The sequence below is a fragment of the Allobosea sp. 67-29 genome, assembly GCF_001898115.1.
Classification (GTDB): Bacteria; Pseudomonadota; Alphaproteobacteria; order Rhizobiales; family Beijerinckiaceae; genus Allobosea.
This window is the reverse complement of record NZ_MKSQ01000020.1, coordinates 19423-38381: the sequence shown is the minus strand read 5'-3', so window position 1 is coordinate 38381 and position 18959 is coordinate 19423. Positions and strand designations below refer to the sequence as shown.

The following is an 18959-nucleotide window of genomic DNA, read 5'->3' as shown; positions in this document are numbered from 1 at the left end:
GGCAGACCCGTATAGTGCTACCGACAAGGCCTGCCAGCCGGGTCGCTCGATCGACCGGCTGGCAGGCATCCGTTTAGATCATTCGTTTGATTTCGACATAAGCGCCGTTGGTTTTCAGCGTGATCGTCACGTCCTTAGCGCCACGATTGCGCCAGAACCAGCCGTGGCCTCCGTCGCCTTCGGCGGTCAGAACGCCTTCGTCGCCAGCGGCGCCGCGGCCCTGCTTGTAACTTTTTTCTTTGCCGCCCCCGGCCGGGGTGCCGTGCATGTCGTAGTTCACGACGCCGCCGTCGGTGGCCCAAGAAAAGTTCACTTTGGCGCCCGCCTTCATCGTCAGCTTGTATTCAACGCCTTCGCTCGGCTTCAGGGTGATGACCGTCTCCTCTTTGCGTCCGGCAGCCTGGGCGACAACCAGCCGCTCGCTCGCATGGGCGGGTGAGACGAGAAGGGCCGCGAGCGCACTGCCGAACAGGCTGGAACGCTGATCCGAGGCCGGACGGTTGGATTGCTCGATGGAGCCCGTCGAATCCTTCTGGCGATCGCGCTGGGCTTCCTCTGCGAGTTGAGCCTTGATCTCGCCCATCTCGGTCAACTTGAGCATGCGGCCGACCCCGGTCGGGTCGATAGCATACTCGGCCGGGAGCACGATGGTGACGAGGATGCCAGCCGCGGCGACAAAGGCGATGGCAGTGGAACGCAGGAGCTGCGCCGAGGTCGGCAGTTCCGCGCGGGTCGGAATATCGGTGTTGTACATGGGTTCGAACCTCAAACCTGCGAGATGAAGTAGCCGGTGAGCTGATAACCGATCAGCACGAACCCGGCGGTGAGCATGACGGTGTTGGCGGCGTAGGCATTGCGCCAGAAGCTGTTGGTGCGACGCCAGAAGCCCATCACGATCAAGATCGTAGCCAGGGCGGTGAGCTGCCCGATCTCGACGCCGACATTGAACGCGAGGAGGTTCGGGACGAGGCCGTCCGGGGAGATGCTGTATTCGAGGATCTTGGTCGACAGGCCAAAGCCATGGAACAGGCCGAAGATGAGCGTCGCGACCTTGGTGTTCGGCTGGAAGCCGAGCCATCTCTGGAACGCGCCCATGTTGTCGAGCGCCTTGTAAAGGACCGAGAGGCCAATGATCGCGTCGATGATGTAGCTGTTTATTCCGACGTTGAAATAGACGCCGAGCAGCATTGTCGTCGAATGGCCGATGGCGAACAGGCTGACATAGATCGCAATGTGCTTCAGCCGGTAGAGGAAGAAGATCACCCCAAAAAGGAACAGGATATGGTCGTATCCCGTCACCATGTGCTTGGCCCCGAGATAGACGAAGGGGACGATGTTCACCCCCGTGATCTCCTGGATGTAACCCTTGTCGCCTTCGGCGACGGCATGGGCGAGCGCAGCGTTCAGGCCGAAGAGCCCGAACATCGCAGCGAGCAGGATTATGAGCAGAGCGCGCAGCTTGCGACGCCCCGCCAATGAGGATTGTTTCATTTGATTTCCAAGATTTGTCGTAAGGGAACGCCGCCTGTGGCGGAGCGCTTTTCAAACGACGACAGATCTCGGAGGTCGATCGAGGCCGTGGCGAAGCCTCAGTTCGGTGTCTTGCGGCTCAAGCCGCATCACGATGCCGACGAAACGCGGTATTCCGAGCCGGGGCTGACCGACCAGGTTCGCAGTCTCGTGAACATGGTCGGAGGTGCTGTGGCCGTGGACATGTCCTGGGACGCGCTCGTTCGGCTCGCCCTCGTCATGCGAATGCCCGTGCTCCGCGATCGCTACGGCAAGTTCGGCATGGCGCAGGGCTTCGGCCTGAGCCATCGCATAGACATTGTGGCCCGACTGGACGTGGACCGCGGACAGCAACATCGCGAACACCGCCAAGAAGGCGGCCGCGAGGCTCGATCTGCTTCTGATGCTGCGACGCGGCATACGATTAGCTAGGGACACCATTCTTAACGAAAGTTTGACGTGATGACATGGAGGCGCCGAATCGCGCTTTGACTCATCCTATCCAGGGGGATACCATCAGCTATGTCCGATAGCCATCTTCACGAGAGCCATCCCGAGATCGCCAAACGCCTGAAGCGGGCGGAGGGCCATCTGCGCAAGGTCATCGAAATGATCGAAGCCGGCCGGCCGTGCCTGGAGCTCGCCCAGCAACTCCAGGCGGTCGAAAAGGCGATCGGGCAGGCCAAGAAGAACCTCATCCAAGACCATCTCGATCACTGCCTTGAAGACGTCATCGGCCCTCTCGCACGCGAACAGCGCCGCCCGATCGACGAGTTCAAGGAGATAGCCAAATACCTATGAGAACGTGATCCCAGGCTGCCCTGACTTCGCCGCTCCGCGGCTGATTAGAACTGCATCGGACGATCATGCTCGACGTTCTCGCCAACCGAACCTATCGGCACCTCTTCCTCGCCCAGATCATCGCGCTGCTTGGGACAGGCCTTCTGACCGTCGCGCTGGGACTACTCGCTTTCGCGCTTGCGGGTGAAAAGGCGGGCGCGGTTCTCGGCACCGCGCTGGCGGTCAAGATGATCGCCTATGTAACCGTCGCGCCCGTGGTCGGTGCCTTCGCCGCACAGCTGCCGCGACGCGCCTTCCTGATCGCGATGGATCTCGTGCGGGCCGGGATCGCTCTGCTACTGCCCTTCGTTTCCGAGGTCTGGCAGATCTATGTCCTGATCTACCTGCTGCAATCGGCCTCGGCTGCCTTCACACCAACCTTCCAGGCGACGATCCCCGACGTGCTTCCGGAGGAAGCCGACTATACGCGGGCCCTCTCGCTCTCGCGCCTGGCCTACGATCTCGAGAGTCTGGTCAGCCCGGCTCTCGCGGCACTACTGCTGAGCCTTGTTAGCTTTCACTGGCTATTCTCAGGCACCGTTGTCGGCTTTCTCTGCTCCGCAGCTCTCGTGCTGTCGGTGTCTCTACCCGCTTCGCCCGCCGCCCATCGGCAGGGAGGCATCTACGACAAGACGACGCGTGGGATGCGCATTTATTTGGCGACGCCGCGCCTGCGCGGTCTACTGGCTCTGAACATGGCGGCGGCAGCCGGCGGTGCGCTGGTCATCGTCAACACCGTCGTCATCGTGAAGGGTTGGCTCGGATTGGGCGATGGGCAGGTTGCCCTGGCGCTGGCCTGCTTTGGGGGCGGTTCCATGCTTGCGGCGCTCGTCCTGCCGCGCATTCTCGACAAGCTTCCCGACCGGCGCGTGATGCTGTCTGCGGCGTTCTGGCTCGGCCTCATCCTGACGTTCTTCAGCGCGTCGCTGTTCGCCGCTTCCGGGACCGGCACCACGAACGCGACCTTGCCGGCGGGAAGCCAGGTTTGGTCTTTGCTCCTGTTGACCTGGCTGCTGCTCGGCATCGGCTACTCAGCCGTGCAGACACCATCGGGCAGGCTGCTGCGGCGTTCCGCCCAGGCAGCCGACCGTCCGGCCGTGTTTGCCGCGCAATTTGCGCTATCGCATGCCTGCTGGCTGGTGACCTATCCGCTCGCTGGATGGCTCGGTGCTACGCTTCCGCTCGCCGTCACCGCCTTGGCCTTCTCCGCCCTCACCTTTGCCGCACTCGTCGTTGCCGCACAGGTCTGGCCCGCGGCCGACGCCGAGACCCAGGTTCACAGCCATGACGATCTACCGCCGGATCATCCCCACTTGGTCGAGGCCGATGGCCATCGTCATGACCACGCCTTCGTGATCGATGACCTGCACACCCGCTGGCCCTCGAGGGCCAATTGATGGGCTGGGACGGATAGGCTGATCTCGCTTCACAGATCACCTGTGACATGCGTTGATCGACTGATCAGACCTCAACGACGCAAAGAGGGTCGAACCGTCGATTCTCTCGATCGCCGTGCAGATTTGGGTAACCAGCCTGGTTGGCCAAAACGCGCGTGCGTCCCACCCTGTAGTCGTGCGATCCGTGATCATGGCCATGGATCCAGAGGTCTGGCTGGTAGTCCTCGATTAGGACACTCAGATCCGAGACGAAAGCCGGGGACAGCGCGCTGCCCTGGTGTCTTGGCTGGACCGATTGCGGGTGTGGCGCGTGGTGCGTGACCACAACGGTTGGCCCCTCGTGCGTCTTTGCAAGCTCGCTGCGAATGAAAGCAAGATCGAGCCGGTGTTCGGCCGCTGCATGCCAGGGCATGAAGCGGCTATAATGACCGCTGTCCTCGCGATAGCGAATGAGTCTGTGATCGTTCAGCTCCTGCCCGGCAAACACCATCGACGGCTTAGGTGTCCCGAGGAGGCGATAATCGGTCCATAATACGCAGCCGATAAAGCGGACGCCATCAATGACGACGCTGCGACGGGCGAGCAGCTCGATCCCCGCTGCCCTCGCTGCTTCTCTGCCATCGGCGAGGCTCGACTTCATCTCGCTGCCGTAGAATTCGTGATTCCCAGGTACATAAACGACTGGGCGCCCAGAGAGCGGGCCCAGGTGCTGCTCTTGCTGCACCATCCACGCCACAGCCGCCGTAATTGGCTGCCCCATGTCGCCGGCGAACACCGCCACGTCAAACTCCGGCATAGGCGCAGGAAACTTGAAGGGGCCAAATTCAAGATGCAGATCGGAGATCACCAGCAAGCGCATTCTGCCTCCAAGTCGTTTGAACTGACGGAAGGGTCGAAGTTGGGGGCGGAACTACCGCGCCTTCGCAGCGGCAATTCGCGCGAAGAGGTCGACAACCTCGCTCGGCGCAAAGAAGGATACGCGCCCCGAGTACGAGCTCTCGAACTCCTCGATAGGCATGGCCAGCGCATCGATGGCGCCCGGTCCGAAGACGTCTGCCTCCAGATCGTCGCCGGTGAACAGGACTTCAGAGGGCTGCAGTCGTAGCTCCCTGCATACCAACCGGTAAATCTCATGCTGGGGCTTCATCAGGCCCGCACGAAACGACAGCACGAGCGCGTCAGGTGAATCGGGAAGCTGATCGATCAAGGTCTGCTCGTAGGAGTAAGCGAGGTTCGAACAGATCGCGATCTTCAGCCCGGCTCGACGCAACGCGGACCACATCTCGCTCACGCCCGGTCGCAACCGCGTCGATGCACACTCCGCTTCAACGTCTGCTTCTAGCCGTGCCAGCTCGTCTTCAGTTACGGGGTTGGCCATCTCTCGCGACAGTTGTCGCAAGCCGGTCGGGCGCGTGATTGCCATCACCGCCAGCGCGCCCGACGGTTCATCGCGGAGAAGCGCGTGGAATGGACGACGCTTGTCGACGATTTCTACAACGGTCCCGAATGCATCAAAGCAAACTGCCTGAATCTCACGCGACGTGGCACCTGTCCAAATCTCCTCGTTGGCGGTACTGGCTGGATCGCTCAAATCTATGTCACGGCGAGCCGATGCGCCCTCGACGACAGCAGCAATATGCCGCCGTACGGTCATCTGATCTTCGAATGATCCGCAAAGCACCTCAAGCGGACACAGGCCATTGAACGGAGGAAGCTGTCGGGGTCGAAGCAACCACAATCGCTCTTCTCGTGCGCCGGAAACGAGCAACAAGAATTGGCGCAGGTCGGCAAAAACACCGATTACTACCGAAATCCTTAGTAGCGTGCCTGTATCGAGCGCGAGCGGCTTATGCTCACGAGCAATCCTCGCCCATTTGCGGAGTTGCGGTAATTTGCACTCCAGAAGCTGCGCCTGCTGTCTCTCAGATAGTTCCCAGCGACGAGCAATGTTGAGGAACGTGCGCATACCGGGTGCACTCACGCGAGCGCGCTCTTCGAAACTCCGTTCGGACATTTGGACCTCGTGCGGCGAATTGCTGTTTGCGGACAACTTCGCGGGAAGCTGCGGATAAACGGCGAGATCAGCCTTTGAACGCCTGAGCAAACTCGACCGGGACCACCATTTTTGCGATGCTCCCGTTCACGTTGATTCAGCCGCTTATGCGGAATTTTTCAAAACAGAACGCCACATCGCTCGATGTCGCGTAACGACATAGCTCGCAGGCACTGTTGGTGAAGAAGCGCTGATGAAGGCCAAGTCGGAGTCATATCCACCTGCGGAGACCGCCGCACCTTCGGGCGAGCCTCGCGACCAGGTATATCATTATACCAGTAGTATACGAATTTTCCACCTAAAAAAGGATGGTCCGATCCTGCTCACGTCGGGGAGCATGCTGCCGATGCCTGAAGATGAGGAAATTCCCGGCTTCTTGTGCCAGGCAGCCCGACAGCTTCTCAATATCTCGCAGCAGACGCTTCACGAGCGCGCTGGCGTTTCCAAGAAAACTATCAATGATTTCGAGAATTTATTTGTCGCGCCACAATTGGAAACGAACAGGAAAATTCGGCAGGAACTAGAGAGGCAAGGCGCTCGTTTTTTGATCGGAAGCGAGCGAACTGGTGTCGTCATTCTGAACGAACCCCTCCCAGCGCCCAGGTCAAAAACCCGAGATTAGTGCGCTTCAGAATTAACCATATTGCGTCGAATTGTATGAAATTATCTACACCGCTGGTATATTAATTAGGTCGAGGCCAACCCGAGGTAACCGCCCTGCCCGCCTGCAGCAGCACTTGCCCGATCCGGATCGGCCTGCATCGGAGCCGGATTGATCGGCGCATTCCGCTAACTGCCCACCGGCCGCGACGGCCGTTGATGTGCCTGCAAACCACTTAGGCCAGCGGAGAATTCCCATGATAGGCACGACCCAGGTCTGGCGCGCGAACGCGCTCGAACGAGAACTCATTGCCAGTCTTCCTCGGCGGCGCCGCGGGGCGCCCCCTCACCCGGATATTAGACGGCGGGTCTCACCGGCGCGAGGTGCGACAATTTCGATAGCCGACGGGCCCCTATCGGACCAACTCCTCGATGAGGAGTTCGACGAACTGGGCTGCGAACTGACGACACTACTTCAGATGGCGGCCCAACTTTAACGCTCGGCTCTCACGCCCCACGCGGGCAAAAAGCCCGTCGGCCTAACTTCCTGCGCCATCCTACGCGCCTAGGGCAACGCAGGCCTCATCATATACCCCAAAAAGAACTGCCGATCCGGGTAGCCACACGTCGCTAGCGCCCAAGACGACGCCAAGCGGAACTCACCGACAAGGCGCCTATCGCGTCGCGTCAGCTGACGCGGCAACCCATTATCAAGTAATTAACCAAACCCGCAAAGCAGCCGGTATAGAATCGCTTCATCCGCGATCGGCTTTTTTGGTTCGTCCGGCGCTAACGATAATCACCCCGCCCATACCATAAAGCGAATACAGAGTCGAATCGGTAAAGTCGACGCAAAACCGGTCATGAGTCGGCGTCAAATCGCTGGACAGAGATACCGTTGCCTGAGGTACAAACCCGTCAACCAGCGAATGAGTTGGGATAACAGATGGAGATTTCGCGACAGAAACACAGATTGAAAACGCACAGGCAGCATCAACTTTGGCTAGTTCATGCCCAATCGACCTGAACCATACCCCTTTCATCTACGGAGTACGGAATGGAGAAGTTGGCTGCTCTCGTAGTCCGGCTCGGTCAAATCCGAGTGGAATTTGGCGATCGGGTCGCACTGCGTGCCATTCACGCAGCATCCGTGGCCGCCGCACAGGTCGTTCTGGCGGAGGCCGAGGCTGAAGCGCGGGTCAGGCCCGTTCTAACAGCCGAGATCATCGCCTTCCCTCTCATCGGCAGAACCGAGCCCGAACCAGATCAGGAACCAGGAATGTAGAGACGAAGCTCGAACCGACTCAAAAATGAAAGGGACATTCTGACGCCCGTCAGAATGTCCCCTTGAGACAACCCACTCCTCCGGAACTGGAAAACCTCGGAGTGGACCTACCGAACTCCGGCAGCTGCCGAACTCAGTTCCTCGTGTATACATGCGCGCGTGATAAAGCGCAAGCAGTTTTCACGAGAAATTGGGGTCGCGGTAGTGTGCCTACCGAAGAGAACCCCAAGATGCTTACTATTGAAAACCTGCCTTCTTCGCCGGCTCCGATGATCTATCTGCCGGGCGAGTCGCGTTCGTCTCGAAATGTCCACTCCAAGAGCCGCGGGGCGTGCCGACCCAGCATCGTTGTCCACGGTCGCGAGGTCATGTGCGAGTCTGGTGAGGAACGTGACGCGGCGCAAATCATCGCGACCAATCCAGATGTCGTCGACCTTCGAGAGCAGCCTCCCGCTGTGACCTGGGTCGACGCCGAAGGTACCCCTCGGCGGCACACATTCGACTTCCTGGCAACTTTGCGATCGGGAAAGAAGATCGCAATCGCGGTCAAGCCCATGGAAGTCGCGAAACGCACTCGCTTTCTGGAGACATTAAGTCTCATCGCTCGGCAATTGCCGCGCAGCTTCGCCGATGGCGTAAAGCTCGTCACCGACGAGGACCTCCCGCTAGACCATGTCCATAACGCGGTTTTGCTCAGGCAGTCGCTTCGCACCTCGAACCCGGCGCACGACGAACTCATCAAACGTCTTCTGGCCGAGCATAAGTACGCGACGATCGGGCAGATCATCGAGGCGAGCGGCCTCGAAGGTCAGGCCTTCCAGGCAATCATCCGCCTGATCGCCGCGGGCGTCGTTCGCGTCATCGACAATGCCCGCATCGGATATCTGGCTAGGATCGAGCTCACGATCTCCTCGAGCAATGAGGAGGTCGCGTGATGAACTCCGAATTCACCCCGCGCTTCAGCCTGTCGTACCAGGATCGCCTGGTCATCAACAACATCGCTTACAAGCGCCGCCGCCGTCTGCCCCACGGATATATTCTCGAACGCGTTGATGATCCCGATGTGGTCGAGACTTTCACCGACCGGGATCTCTTGCTGGCTTCCTCAAAGCCCGACTTCCGTTTTGAACGGAGCGCATTTGCCGAGGGCAAAGCGTCCGCTGCCTCCAATTCGGTCGATGGGCTGATCAGTTGGATTCCAGAAGATCAGCAGGAAGAGGTGCTGTGGCGCACGAGGTTTTGCGGAGGGATGGAGAAGGAGATCCAGGCCAAGAATGCCACTCTCTCGGACGCATCCTATAAGAAGTGGGCTCCAGTTGTCGCGCAGCGCGACCATGCTGATGAGCTAAGTCGTACTGCAAACCGCAATGCAGATGGCGAAATCATCAAGCCGAAGGCTGGCGATCGCGAGCTTGGGTGCCGCAAACCTCCAAGCGCGCGCACTTATCGCAAATGGCGCAAGTGGTACCTGGAGGGCGGCGAACGAGCTATCGCGCTCCGGAAGCGCTATTTCAGATCGGGTAACCGTGTAACGGAGCGACTGGGGCTGCCTGAGCGGCAGATCATGCACCGCTTCACCCAGATGTACATGTCGGAAACCCGGCCGACCAAGCGCGATGTCCATCGCCTAATGAAGGCTCACATCATCGAGGAGGAAAACCCGAAGCGGGAGGCGGCGGGTGAAAAGCCGCTTCGGGTCCCAAGCTATGAGCGCTTGGTGGCGGAGATCAACTCCTTCCACGAATTCGATGTTCATGCATGCCGCTACGGTCTCGATGCCGCAAGAAAGCGCTTCGCGATGGTGCAAAACGGCGTCGACGTCGAGCGGCCACTTCAGCGCGTTGAAATCGATGAATGGCGCGTGAACCTGCAAACCCTCTGCGCAGATCTCGGGATCCTCGATAAGCTTTCAGACAAGCTGCAGTCAGAGATCGCAACCGCTCGTCCGTGGCTATGCGCTGCCCTGGATAGCGCGACATCCGTCTGTGTTGGATTCAAGCTCGGCCTCACACCGACGGCCGAGCTTGCGTTGGACACTCTCGAGATGGTGGTGACGCCGAAGGCGCCGTACGCCTTGGCCGCCGGCGCGATGTGCCGAGACGACTTCTATGGCTCGCCCGAGCGCATTGTTCATGATCAGGGGGCCGCTTTTCTGTCCCTGCGGTTTCGTCGCGCGATCATCGATCTCGAAGCCGACGCGGAAGCTCCGCCAGCCGGAATTCCGTCACTTCGGGGTCGCATCGAGCGGTTCTTCAGAACAGCAGGTACGCAAGCGCTTTGCCCGTACACCGGCCGGACTTTTGAATCGATCGCGGCGAAGGGTGATTACGACCCGGTCGCCCGAGTCAGCCTGACCTTACATGAGCTCTGCGATGTCATCACCCGGTGGGTGCTCGACATCTACCACAACACTCCGCACGCCGGTTTGAAAGGAGAAACACCCGCCAACTGCTGGAAGCGGTTGGTCAAGGCCTATGGGATCATTCCATCGCCTGATCGCCACCGTCGTCGTGCCGTCTTCGGTGTCAAGCGCGATTGCTGCTTGACGCCCAAAGGCGTCAACTTGTTCGGCCTCCACTTCAATAGCCGCGAGTTGCAGGAATTTCGCCGCCAGCGAGGTGATGTCACCCTCGAGGTCCGCATGGACCATATGGACCTCGGTCACGTCTCCGTCCGCCTCGAAGATGGCGGCTGGCTCGCAGTTCCGAACGTACGGCCCGGCTTCGACGACGTCCCATTGAAAATTTGGCGCGCGGCGGAGGCGGATCTTCGGCGGCGATTCAAGGCTGAGGCGGCGGTTGCGGATAGGATCGTCGCGAAGGCGATCAAGGATGCCTGGGAGCTTGGCAGGGCAGCTGCTGCCCGCGTGAATATCTTCTCCACTCGGCCCAGCACCGAAGAACTGGACTACGCACAAAAGGAGCTCGGGTACGGCTTTGGTCGACCTGCGCAGCTGGCTGACGGCGCCACGCCGCTCGTCGGCAATCTGCTCGCGGGGGCGATTCCGACCGGGACCAGCGAACGCGCTGTGCCTTCAGCTGTCGCACCCAAAGCCAAGACCCGTTCATTTAAGATTACGGATTGATATTTCCATGACCTATAACTCTGACCTCATTGAGGTATTCCGCGTTTCGCTTTCAGAGCAGCAGAAAATCGTTTTGGCGGCGCGTGAAAAGCTGAAAAACAAGCATATCGAGACGGAATGGGATCCTGAGCTCAGGCGCAAGTTCGATACGCTGATGCGTTCCGTTCTGAGCCAGCGGCAGTCTGGCAGCGAGCCAGCGCACGCTCGGCATGAGGGGCGCTGCCTCTTCGTGAGCGGGGAGGCCGGAACCGGAAAAACCGCATCTCTCGAGCGGCTTTTTCGAACACACCCCATCCTTCAGCCTCGGGGAGAGCATCGCTCTCCCTTGCTCAGGGTGATCGTGCCAGCTCCTTGCACCTTAAAAACGCTCGGGCGAGAGGTGCTCAGAGCACTGGGTTACCCTCTGGCTCGGGAATTGGCGGATCACATCATCTGGGCCCGCATCCTGGAGCTTCTACCCGTTGCCGGTGTGCTGATCATCCATTTCGACGAGACGCACAATCTGACGGACAACGCCAACGTGGTCCAAATGGACAACATCAGGAAGACCTTCAAGACGCTGATGGTCTCGTCCTGGCCAGTTGGCCTGATCATTTCGGGCTTGCCTAGCCTGATCCCCGAGATGCGCAAAATCGACGAGATTCGCCGTCGTGGCCAGTTTGTGTCGGTTCCGCTGCTAAGGCTGCCCGACGACAATGAGATGGTCGAAGGCATCATCTGCGGCCTTGCGGAGGTGGTTGGCGTCGCCATTGGCGAAGACGCGGCCGAGCAGATCGCGCCTCGGCTGATCCACGGCGCCTTGCACCGCTTCGGGCTTGTGATTGAGCTGATTCACGAGGCCGTCGAGCTGGCCCTGTTGGACGAGAAGGCGCTTTCGATCGAGCACTTCGCCACTGCCTACACAGACCGAACCGGCTGCGGCGCGCTGATGAACCCATTCGTGGCTCCAAACTGGGCTGATCTCGATTGCTCACAGGTCCTGGTTGATGAGCCGCCAATCGAGCCCGTCCTACCGATTGACCCGCCGCGTCGTAGTGGTCGCGGTCGCAAGAATGGAGGTCGCTCATGAGCGGCCTCTATCCTTCGCTCGAGCTGCGGACCGGTGAGTCACCGGCGAGCTTCCTGTCACGGCTGGCACTTCTGCACCGCGCCCAGAGCCTCAGCGTGTTCGCGCTTGATATGGGTTTCCAGTACCAGCACATCGTAGACGGAGATCGGGCCGCGTTGAGCCGGTTTGCCAGCGTCTCCGGTGCTTCGGTCGAGCAGCTCTTCGATCAGGCCATTGTCCGTGAGCATGACCATTATCTCTATCGCGGGCAGACCTTCGTCAGATCCTCCCTCCGACGAGCGCGAGTCGTGGCCTGCCCCCGCTGCCTGGCGGAGGATCTCGGCGATGGCGCCAGTCCATGGCAAGCGAGCGGCCGCAGCGATTGGCTGTTTCAACATTACCGTGTTTGCCTGAAGCACCATGTGCGGCTGGTGGAGTTCGGCGAGGTCAGCAACGACCAGACCACTCATGACTTTGCCCGGAGAATGGCACCGCTCGTCGTTGATATTCCGACACTCGCTCAGGAGGCAAAGCCGGGCGATCCAACAGAGTTGGAGCAGTATCTTGAAGCGCGTCTGACTGGCGGCGCCGGCCCCCGCTGGCTCGACAGCCTGCCATTCTATGTTGCCTGGAGAACCTGCGAAGTGATCGGTGCCGTAGACCGCAACGGGCGCGATGCGCCCATTCGCGATCTGAGCGAAGAGGACTGGCGACATGCCGGCAGCCGCGGGTACGACATTGCCGCTGGCGGTCCTGCCGATGTTCGAGCGTTCTTGCACGATCTCTGGTCGACAAGCAGTTGCGCCAGGCAAGGCGCCTCCGGCCCTCAGGCCTGGTTTGGGCAATTCTTCAAATGGTTGTACGCGATGAAGGGCGATCTGAACTACGACCCGGTTCAAGCCATCGTCATCGACTTCGTCGCTGACGTGGCCCCTGTCAGCCCGGACGACAGGCTCTTCGGCAAGCAAATTGTTCAGGAACGACGGCTGCACTCGGTCTTCACGGCGGCCCGCGCAAGTGGAATCCATCACAAGCGCCTCAGGAGGGTGCTCCGCGCGTCAGGCGTGTTGCCGCCCGATAGCGACCACCTCAGCGACAACTTGGTGACCTTTCGCCTGTCAGCAGGTGAGCCGATCATCGAGATGCTCCAGAACGTCATCACGCTGAAGCAGGCTGAGACCTACATCAATGCCGGGCGCGTGCACACCAAACTCCTGGCAGATCATGGCTTCATTCAGCCGGTGGAAGGGCATGACCGCCTCGAACTAGGCGATCAGCGCTACGACCGCCGTGAGCTTGACGAATTCATAAGGCGCCTGTCCGCCAACGCTGTATGGGTTAAAGAACCTGAGGGGCCCCAGTTGACCATCGCAGCAGCGGCGAAGCGTGCCTGCTGCTCGGCGATGGAGATTGTAAAACTGATACTCGATCACCAGTTGGGGTGGGTAGGCTCGTGGACCGCGACAACCGGATACCATTCCATTTTGGTCGATGTGTCCGAGATCAAACGGCTTACGCACGGTGAATACGGTGACAATCTTACAATGCGTCAGGCTGCAGACTTACTTCGATCCACCGATAGGGTTGTCAGCGTGCTCGTAGAGCGCCAGCTGCTCGCGACTGAGAGCCGGATCAACCCTATCAATCGATGTCCCTATATCGCCGTTCCACGCAAATCCATCGAAGGTTTCAAAGCTCAATATGCGTCGCTCCATGAGCTCGCCCGCAGTCGCGGACAGCATATGCCCGCCTTGAAGCGGGAATTGGCAATGCGCGGTGTTGAGCCAGCTTGGCCCCCAAATCAGGTTGGCGCGTCGTTTTACGAGCGAGCCGCTATTCCGCCCGGCATCTAAATCGAATCCAGGTTCGCTAGGATTTCAACCCGGCCTCACGGCCGGGTTTTTTTGTGTTTTGGGCTAAGAGAGCGGCTAAGTTTGCGGAAGTACTATCCCTCTGATTGCGGAACTTTGATCCTGGAATCCAAAAATCCCAATCAAACGATTTCAATAACTTAGGGTTTCTATTGCGGAAACACTATGCCTCTCTCTTCAACGATTGGTGTGCAGAGAGGCGTAGTGTTGCCGCGATTGTCGGTCGAGTTCCGCAATCGATCTACGGACGCCCGGTTATAGCCGGGCGTTCAATCTCATTCTGATCGGTCACTTCGTGCTGCCACGGTTGCGAGTTGCGTCAACGACCTGGCTGTCGCGATTCGGCTTTGGACCTCCGATTGAAAAGCGCCCTGCCCCGGCGCGACTCGGCGTGGGCTCCGCCTGAACAAGGCAATCAAGTTCGGAGGGCCCCTATGCCTCAAGACCGAACCTCTCGTGGTGGTGCTAACCGGGGCGGCTCTTGATGCTTCGGTAGGACGAGTGCCCAAGATGGCCCATCTCGCCCGGGCGAGCAGCTCGCGATTTTGGCGCCCGTCTGCTGCGGCTGTCTTTCTGGCACAGGCCCGAGTTTGGCCTGCGTGGCTGCGCCACCACTCGTCTCTGCGAAAAGGCTGCCAAGGCCATCTGCTGACCATCGAGACGCTACTGCGCCATGCCCTTGAGTTTGGCTCGCAGCGTGACGTAGTCGACTTTTGAGCGGTGACGCTTGTCCAGCGGGATCTCGCTGATCGCGATGACATGCACGTTGCCGATCAGGGCCGCTGCGCGGGTCCAGGCCGGAAGCTGGTCCAGATCTCCTTCCACGGCGAGAATCGCACGCCCATCGAACCCAACCAGCGCGCTGCGGCGAACGCCCGGCCAGAACCGGGATGCGGCCTCGACGCCGAAGGGCAGCAGTCCGCCGGCCCGGCCGTCGAGCCGACCGCCGAGCCAGAGGCGGCCTTCGGCGTCGAAGCGACCCGCGTCGCCGGTGCGGTGCCAGATCTCACCTTCATGCTTTAGCTTGGTTGCGGCGTCGGCGGCGGGATCGAGATAGCCCTTGTTGACGTGATCGCCGGTGACGATGATCTCGTCCTCGCGGATGGCGACGCGGATGGCCTCGACGGAGCGTCCCGCGAGCAGCCCAGCCCCGGTTTTCATGGCCTGCCAATCCTCGGGCTTGATGTCGCGGTGGTGCAGATGCGCGATCGGCTCGGCCTCGGTCGAACCGTAGACCGCGACGACGTCGGTACCCGGCATCTTCTCCGCGATGCGCTCCAGGAGATCGGGGAAGACCGGGCCGCCGCCCGTGAAGATGGCGTCGAGCCGGATTGGGGCGTCGCTGCGCGCCAGCACTTCGCAGACCGAAGGCGGCAGGAGCGCACGCGTCACGCGCTCCTCGGCGATCTGTCTTGCGATGAGACCGGGCTCGGCCTGGTCGTGCCGGCGCAGGTTCCACCGCGGCAGCACCGAGGTCACGCCCATGCCGAGATTGGCGACGACGAAGACCGGAAAGGCGATGAGGTCGATCTCGTCGGCGCGTTGCGGGGCCAACAACTGCGCCAGGATGGCGCTCTGCGCCGCCAGGAAGCCGTGGCTGCGCTGGATCGCCTTCGGCTTGCCGGTCGAACCGCTGGTGAAGGAGATCAGCGCGGGGTGATCGGGCGTCAGACCCTCCAGTGGATCGCCCGCGATGGCGCCGTCGGCTGGCGTCAGCGAAAGCCTGATCGCGACGCTCCCTTGGTCGCCTGCGCAGCTGGATCATCAAGACGGTCCGCTCGCCCACGCGCACGCTGGGGCGGCCAGCGACAGCCGAGGGTCCGTCGGGCCAGAGCGTTCCGAGCGCTTTCAAGAAGGCAGCGGGTCAGGCAATTGGTCGGAAGCTTAGGATGTGGTCGTGTTTGAAGGGAATGTTCGCTTCATGGCAGACCACCAACGTCAGGAATTGGCGCATTTCAACCGAGTGCCGGAGAGCATTTCTGGCCCTTTTCCGCGCCATGAATGTCCGCTCGTCTTAAAGAACTCTAGTCAGCTTCACGGAACGCAGCAGTCGTTACAAGGGCAAGGAGAGCCGTGCCTCGAAACCTCCCTCCCGCCCCGGCCGCGGCGAGCTCAAGACGAGCTTGCCGCCAACGCCGGACGCGATGGCCCTGGCAATGGCCAAACCGAGGCCGGAACCATCCGCGATCGTCTGGCCACGCTCGAAAGGCTGCGAAAGGCGCTCCAGCACGTCCGGTGGAACAGGCGATCCATCATTTGAAACCGTCAACTCTCCCGCGAGGGACAGCGTGACGGCCACGAGGCCGCCGGGCGCTCCGTGCCTCAAGGCGTTGTCGATGAGATTCCGCGCAGCGATGGCAAGGGCGTCGGGATCGATGTCGGAAAGGATCGGGGCGTCGGGCAGAGCGAGGTCGACCCGACCGGCAGCGTCTGAAGTCCGGATGATCTCGTCAACCACCAGCTTCACGACCGGGCGGATGTCGGAAGCCTCCGCGCTCCTCAGCCGTCCTCCCTCGGCCCTTGCCAGTTGCATCAGCTTCTCCGCCAGCCGCGACAAGCGCTGGAGCGCCGCTTCGATCTGCTTCGACCGCTCGCGCGCAGCGGTGTCCTTCGTCTCGGCGATCAGACGCTGGGTCTGTGCCAGCGCGGCGGCGATGGGCGTGCGCAATTCGTGGGCGGCATTGGCTGTGAAGCTCCGCTCCGCCTCGAGGGCGCGGCGCAACCGGTTCAGAAGGTGATTGACCGCCTCCGCGATGGGGCCGATCTCGGAAGGCAGGCCCGCGACCGGAACGGGAGAGAAATCGCCGCTGCCGCGCGCGCCGATCTCTCCGCGCAGATTCCGCACCGGCGCCGTCGAGACCCGGACCACCGCCCAGACGCCGAGCAGGCTGAGCGGAATGATCAGGGCGAGCGGCAGGGCCAGCCCCAGCAGGGCCTGCCGCGCCACCGCGTGACGGTGAGCCAGCGGCTCCGCCACGGCGATCGTCACCGCGCCCTGCATGGCTGCGTCGAAATAGAGGCGGTGCGTCGCCGTATCGACGAAGCCCATCCTCGAAAAGGCCGGAAACACAGTATCGTCCGCGGCGTGCGAACGCAGCAGCACGGCGCCCTGCGCGTCCCGCACCACATAGGTGAAATACTCGTCATGCTGGCGCAGCGTGGCGATGCGCTGGGTCGTGTCGCCTTCTTCCCGCCCGACGATTTCGAGCGCGGCGAGGGGAAGTATCCGTTGCGCGGTCTCCTCGAGCGCGCTGTCGAACACCGCATCCATCTCGTGGTGCATCTTCTGCGCCGTCAACACGGCCGCAGCGATCCAGAGCAGCGTGACGCCCAGCCCGAGCCAGAGCGAGATCCGCCATTGCAGGCTGCGCGGCGCGGTCACGCCGCGCGCCCCAGCCGGTAGCCGAGGCCGCGCGCGGTCTCGATGACGGCCTGTCCGAGCTTCTTGCGCAGCCGGCTGACATGGACCTCGATCGTGTTGCTCTCGACCCCCTCCCCGAAGGCATAGAGCCTTTCCTCCAATTGGGCCTTGGACAGGATCTGGCCCGGGCGCTGCACGAAAGCCTCGAACAGGGCCCATTCGCGCGCCGTGAGGAGGATATTCCGCCCCGCTCGCAGGATCGAGCGCGCGACGAGGTCGATCTCGAGATCTCCGATCCGCACGAGAGGGTTCGGATTGCCGCAATAACGGCGCGCCACCGCGTTCAGCCGGGCCGACAGCTCCGAGAGGTCGAAAGGCTTGATCATGTAGTCGTCGGCGCCGGCATTGAGCCCGCCGATGCGATCGGAAAGCTGGTCGAGCGCGGTCAGGATGATGACCGGCGTCGCGTCACCCCTGGCGCGCAGCTCGCGCAGGAAGCCGATCCCGCGGCCGTCCGGCAGCATCAGGTCGAGCAGAAGCAGGTCATAGGCGGCGCTGAGGACATGGTCCCGCGCGGCGTCGAGTCGGGTGACCCAGTCGATCGAGTGGCCGTCGCAGACAATCTGGTCGCGGATCGCCGCGCCCAGGATGATGTCGTCTTCGATCAGCAGGATGCGCATCGTCTCGCTCTCGCCGGCCTTTCCGTCCGCCCGCCTGCGGCCCTGCTTATGAAACTCGGACGCGAAGCTGACATTGACCTGAAGCAAGCATCGCCGCGTCTTCAGCTATCCGTCAGGAAAGGGGACCAGTCTCGAATCCAGGAACTTCGAACAGGAGCAGGATATGAGAAGGGCGGCATTGATCGCCGTTGCCGTGCTGGGCGTGCTTGCGTCGGGTGTGGCCATGGCGGATGACGATGACTGCACGGTGCCCATGGCGCAATGGCAGCCCCGCGAAGCCGTCGCGGAGATGGCGAAGGCGCGCGGCTGGACCGTGAGCAGGATCAGGGTCGACGACGGCTGCTACCAGATCAGGGGCCAGGACGAGAACGGCCGCGCGTTCAAGGCGAAGATCGACCCGGGATCGCTCGCGGTGATCGGTCTCAAGCGCAAAGGAGAGGATCACGACCGTAGCGGACGACGCCATCGCGATGGAGCATCGCGACCCGCTCCCGCTTCCCCGACCGGCGCGCCGCCCGCCAACGGGCTGTTCGGCGATGGGGCGGCGCCGAAGGTCGAAATTCAGTGAGGATGGACGGCCTGCGCCTAGTCGGCCTCACTCCGGTTTCTGAAACGCCTCGCCCCGCGCGGGGCGTTTGCGTCTGGCGGCCGATCCAAGCTGACGGCGAGCTGAAGGAGAAACCCGCAGCGCTTCAGGAAGGTGTCAGCCTCGGCGCCCAGTTTCGGCCCGATGACAGACCGCTTCTGGAGACAACGATGAAATCGCTTCTTCTCGCCCTCGTGATATCCACGGCCTTGACCGCTCCCGAATTGGCGGCGGCGCGCTCCGTCACGCTGACGACGACGCTCAACAACTACGGCGGGGACGGCGCCTATCTCGCACTCTACGTCACCGACGCCGCCGGTGCCTACAAGGGCACGCTCTGGGTCGCGGGCGGGAAGTCGAAATATTACAGCCATCTCAGCGGCTGGGAGCGCGGATCGGGCGGGAACCTTGCGCAGATCAGCGGCATCACGGGCGCGAGCGTCGGGGCCGGGCGCACGCTGAAGGTGACGCTCGACCTCGCCGACGCGCTCTTCGATGCCGGCTACAAGCTCCATATCGACGCGGCGGTCGAAGATATGCGCGACAGCCCGTCGGACGTCGTTGTGCCGCTGACCTCGGCCGGCGCGGGCCAGCCCGTAAAGGGCCGCAACTACATCCGCTCCTTCACCTACGGCATGTGAACC

The 18959-nt window shown here is 61.5% G+C and carries 17 protein-coding genes; 10 read left to right on the top strand and 7 right to left on the bottom strand.

What is annotated here, in order from left to right; translation table 11 throughout:
• Positions 1 to 73: 73 nt before the first annotated feature.
• Together BGO20_RS15630 and BGO20_RS15625 are read right to left on the bottom strand one after the other, a co-directional pair.
• Positions 74 to 754, bottom strand: a complete 681-nt coding sequence (locus tag BGO20_RS15630) for a transmembrane anchor protein (protein ID WP_089174900.1) — start codon at positions 752 to 754, stop codon at positions 74 to 76.
• 11 nt (positions 755 to 765) lie between these two features.
• A complete protein-coding gene (locus BGO20_RS15625) occupies positions 766 to 1491 on the bottom strand; it encodes a HupE/UreJ family protein (protein ID WP_089174899.1) in 726 nt (241 codons plus the stop codon).
• Here BGO20_RS15625 and BGO20_RS15620 point away from each other — a divergent pair, their 5' ends adjacent.
• From BGO20_RS15620 to BGO20_RS15610, 3 genes are all read left to right on the top strand, one after another.
• A complete protein-coding gene (locus tag BGO20_RS15620; protein ID WP_157733014.1) occupies positions 1492 to 1941 on the top strand; it encodes a hypothetical protein in 450 nt (149 codons plus the stop codon).
• A 90-nt stretch (positions 1942 to 2031) separates the two neighbouring features.
• Positions 2032 to 2310 carry a metal-sensing transcriptional repressor gene (locus BGO20_RS15615; protein WP_089174897.1) on the top strand — a complete coding sequence of 93 codons (279 nt, stop codon included), beginning with the start codon at positions 2032 to 2034 and terminating at the stop codon, positions 2308 to 2310.
• A gap of 65 nt (positions 2311 to 2375) precedes the next feature.
• Positions 2376 to 3746 (top strand): MFS transporter, encoded by a 1371-nt coding sequence (locus BGO20_RS15610; protein WP_089174896.1) that lies wholly within the window; start codon positions 2376 to 2378, stop codon positions 3744 to 3746.
• 64 nt (positions 3747 to 3810) lie between these two features.
• On the opposite strand, the gene BGO20_RS15605 is transcribed toward BGO20_RS15610, so the two are convergent.
• Together BGO20_RS15605 and BGO20_RS15600 are read right to left on the bottom strand one after the other, a co-directional pair.
• A complete protein-coding gene (locus BGO20_RS15605) occupies positions 3811 to 4605 on the bottom strand; it encodes a metallophosphoesterase (protein ID WP_089174895.1) in 795 nt (264 codons plus the stop codon).
• 51 nt (positions 4606 to 4656) lie between these two features.
• Positions 4657 to 5760, bottom strand: coding sequence for an HAD family hydrolase (locus tag BGO20_RS15600; protein ID WP_291550179.1), 1104 nt, complete (start codon positions 5758 to 5760; stop codon positions 4657 to 4659).
• Positions 5761 to 5992: 232 nt separating this feature from the next.
• Between BGO20_RS15600 and BGO20_RS15595 the strand changes: the two genes are divergently transcribed.
• The 5 genes from BGO20_RS15595 (at position 5993) to BGO20_RS15575 (ending at position 13670) form a co-directional block, all read left to right on the top strand.
• Complete coding sequence (locus tag BGO20_RS15595; protein WP_089174893.1) at positions 5993 to 6421, top strand: helix-turn-helix domain-containing protein; 429 nt, start codon at positions 5993 to 5995, stop codon at positions 6419 to 6421.
• Between the two features lie 1493 nt (positions 6422 to 7914).
• Positions 7915 to 8619 (top strand): TnsA endonuclease N-terminal domain-containing protein, encoded by a 705-nt coding sequence (locus BGO20_RS15590; protein WP_089174890.1) that lies wholly within the window; start codon positions 7915 to 7917, stop codon positions 8617 to 8619.
• A complete protein-coding gene (locus BGO20_RS15585) occupies positions 8619 to 10769 on the top strand; it encodes a Mu transposase C-terminal domain-containing protein (protein ID WP_291665129.1) in 2151 nt (716 codons plus the stop codon). The genes BGO20_RS15590 and BGO20_RS15585 overlap by 1 nt, the downstream gene beginning before the upstream one ends.
• 7 nt (positions 10770 to 10776) lie before the next feature.
• Positions 10777 to 11838 (top strand): ATP-binding protein, encoded by a 1062-nt coding sequence (locus BGO20_RS15580; protein WP_089174888.1) that lies wholly within the window; start codon positions 10777 to 10779, stop codon positions 11836 to 11838.
• Entirely contained in the window at positions 11835 to 13670 is a 1836-nt protein-coding gene (locus BGO20_RS15575) for a TniQ family protein (RefSeq protein WP_089174887.1), read from the top strand. Before BGO20_RS15580 ends, BGO20_RS15575 begins: the two co-directional genes overlap by 4 nt.
• Positions 13671 to 14351: 681 nt before the next feature.
• On the opposite strand, the gene BGO20_RS15570 is transcribed toward BGO20_RS15575, so the two are convergent.
• From BGO20_RS15570 to BGO20_RS15560, 3 genes are all read right to left on the bottom strand, one after another.
• Entirely contained in the window at positions 14352 to 15335 is a 984-nt protein-coding gene (locus BGO20_RS15570; protein ID WP_291665149.1) for an AMP-binding protein, read from the bottom strand.
• 406 nt (positions 15336 to 15741) lie between these two features.
• Positions 15742 to 17070 carry an ATP-binding protein gene (locus BGO20_RS15565; protein WP_291665126.1) on the bottom strand — a complete coding sequence of 443 codons (1329 nt, stop codon included), beginning with the start codon at positions 17068 to 17070 and terminating at the stop codon, positions 15742 to 15744.
• Positions 17067 to 17729, bottom strand: a complete 663-nt coding sequence (locus BGO20_RS15560) for a response regulator transcription factor (protein ID WP_291665148.1) — start codon at positions 17727 to 17729, stop codon at positions 17067 to 17069. The genes BGO20_RS15565 and BGO20_RS15560 overlap by 4 nt, the downstream gene beginning before the upstream one ends.
• Positions 17730 to 17907: 178 nt before the next feature.
• Here BGO20_RS15560 and BGO20_RS15555 point away from each other — a divergent pair, with 178 nt between their 5' ends.
• Complete coding sequence (locus BGO20_RS15555; RefSeq protein WP_291665124.1) at positions 17908 to 18297, top strand: PepSY domain-containing protein; 390 nt, start codon at positions 17908 to 17910, stop codon at positions 18295 to 18297.
• A gap of 188 nt (positions 18298 to 18485) precedes the next feature.
• A complete protein-coding gene (locus BGO20_RS15550; RefSeq protein ID WP_291665122.1) occupies positions 18486 to 18956 on the top strand; it encodes a DUF2271 domain-containing protein in 471 nt (156 codons plus the stop codon).
• The last annotated feature ends 3 nt before the right edge of the window (positions 18957 to 18959 follow it).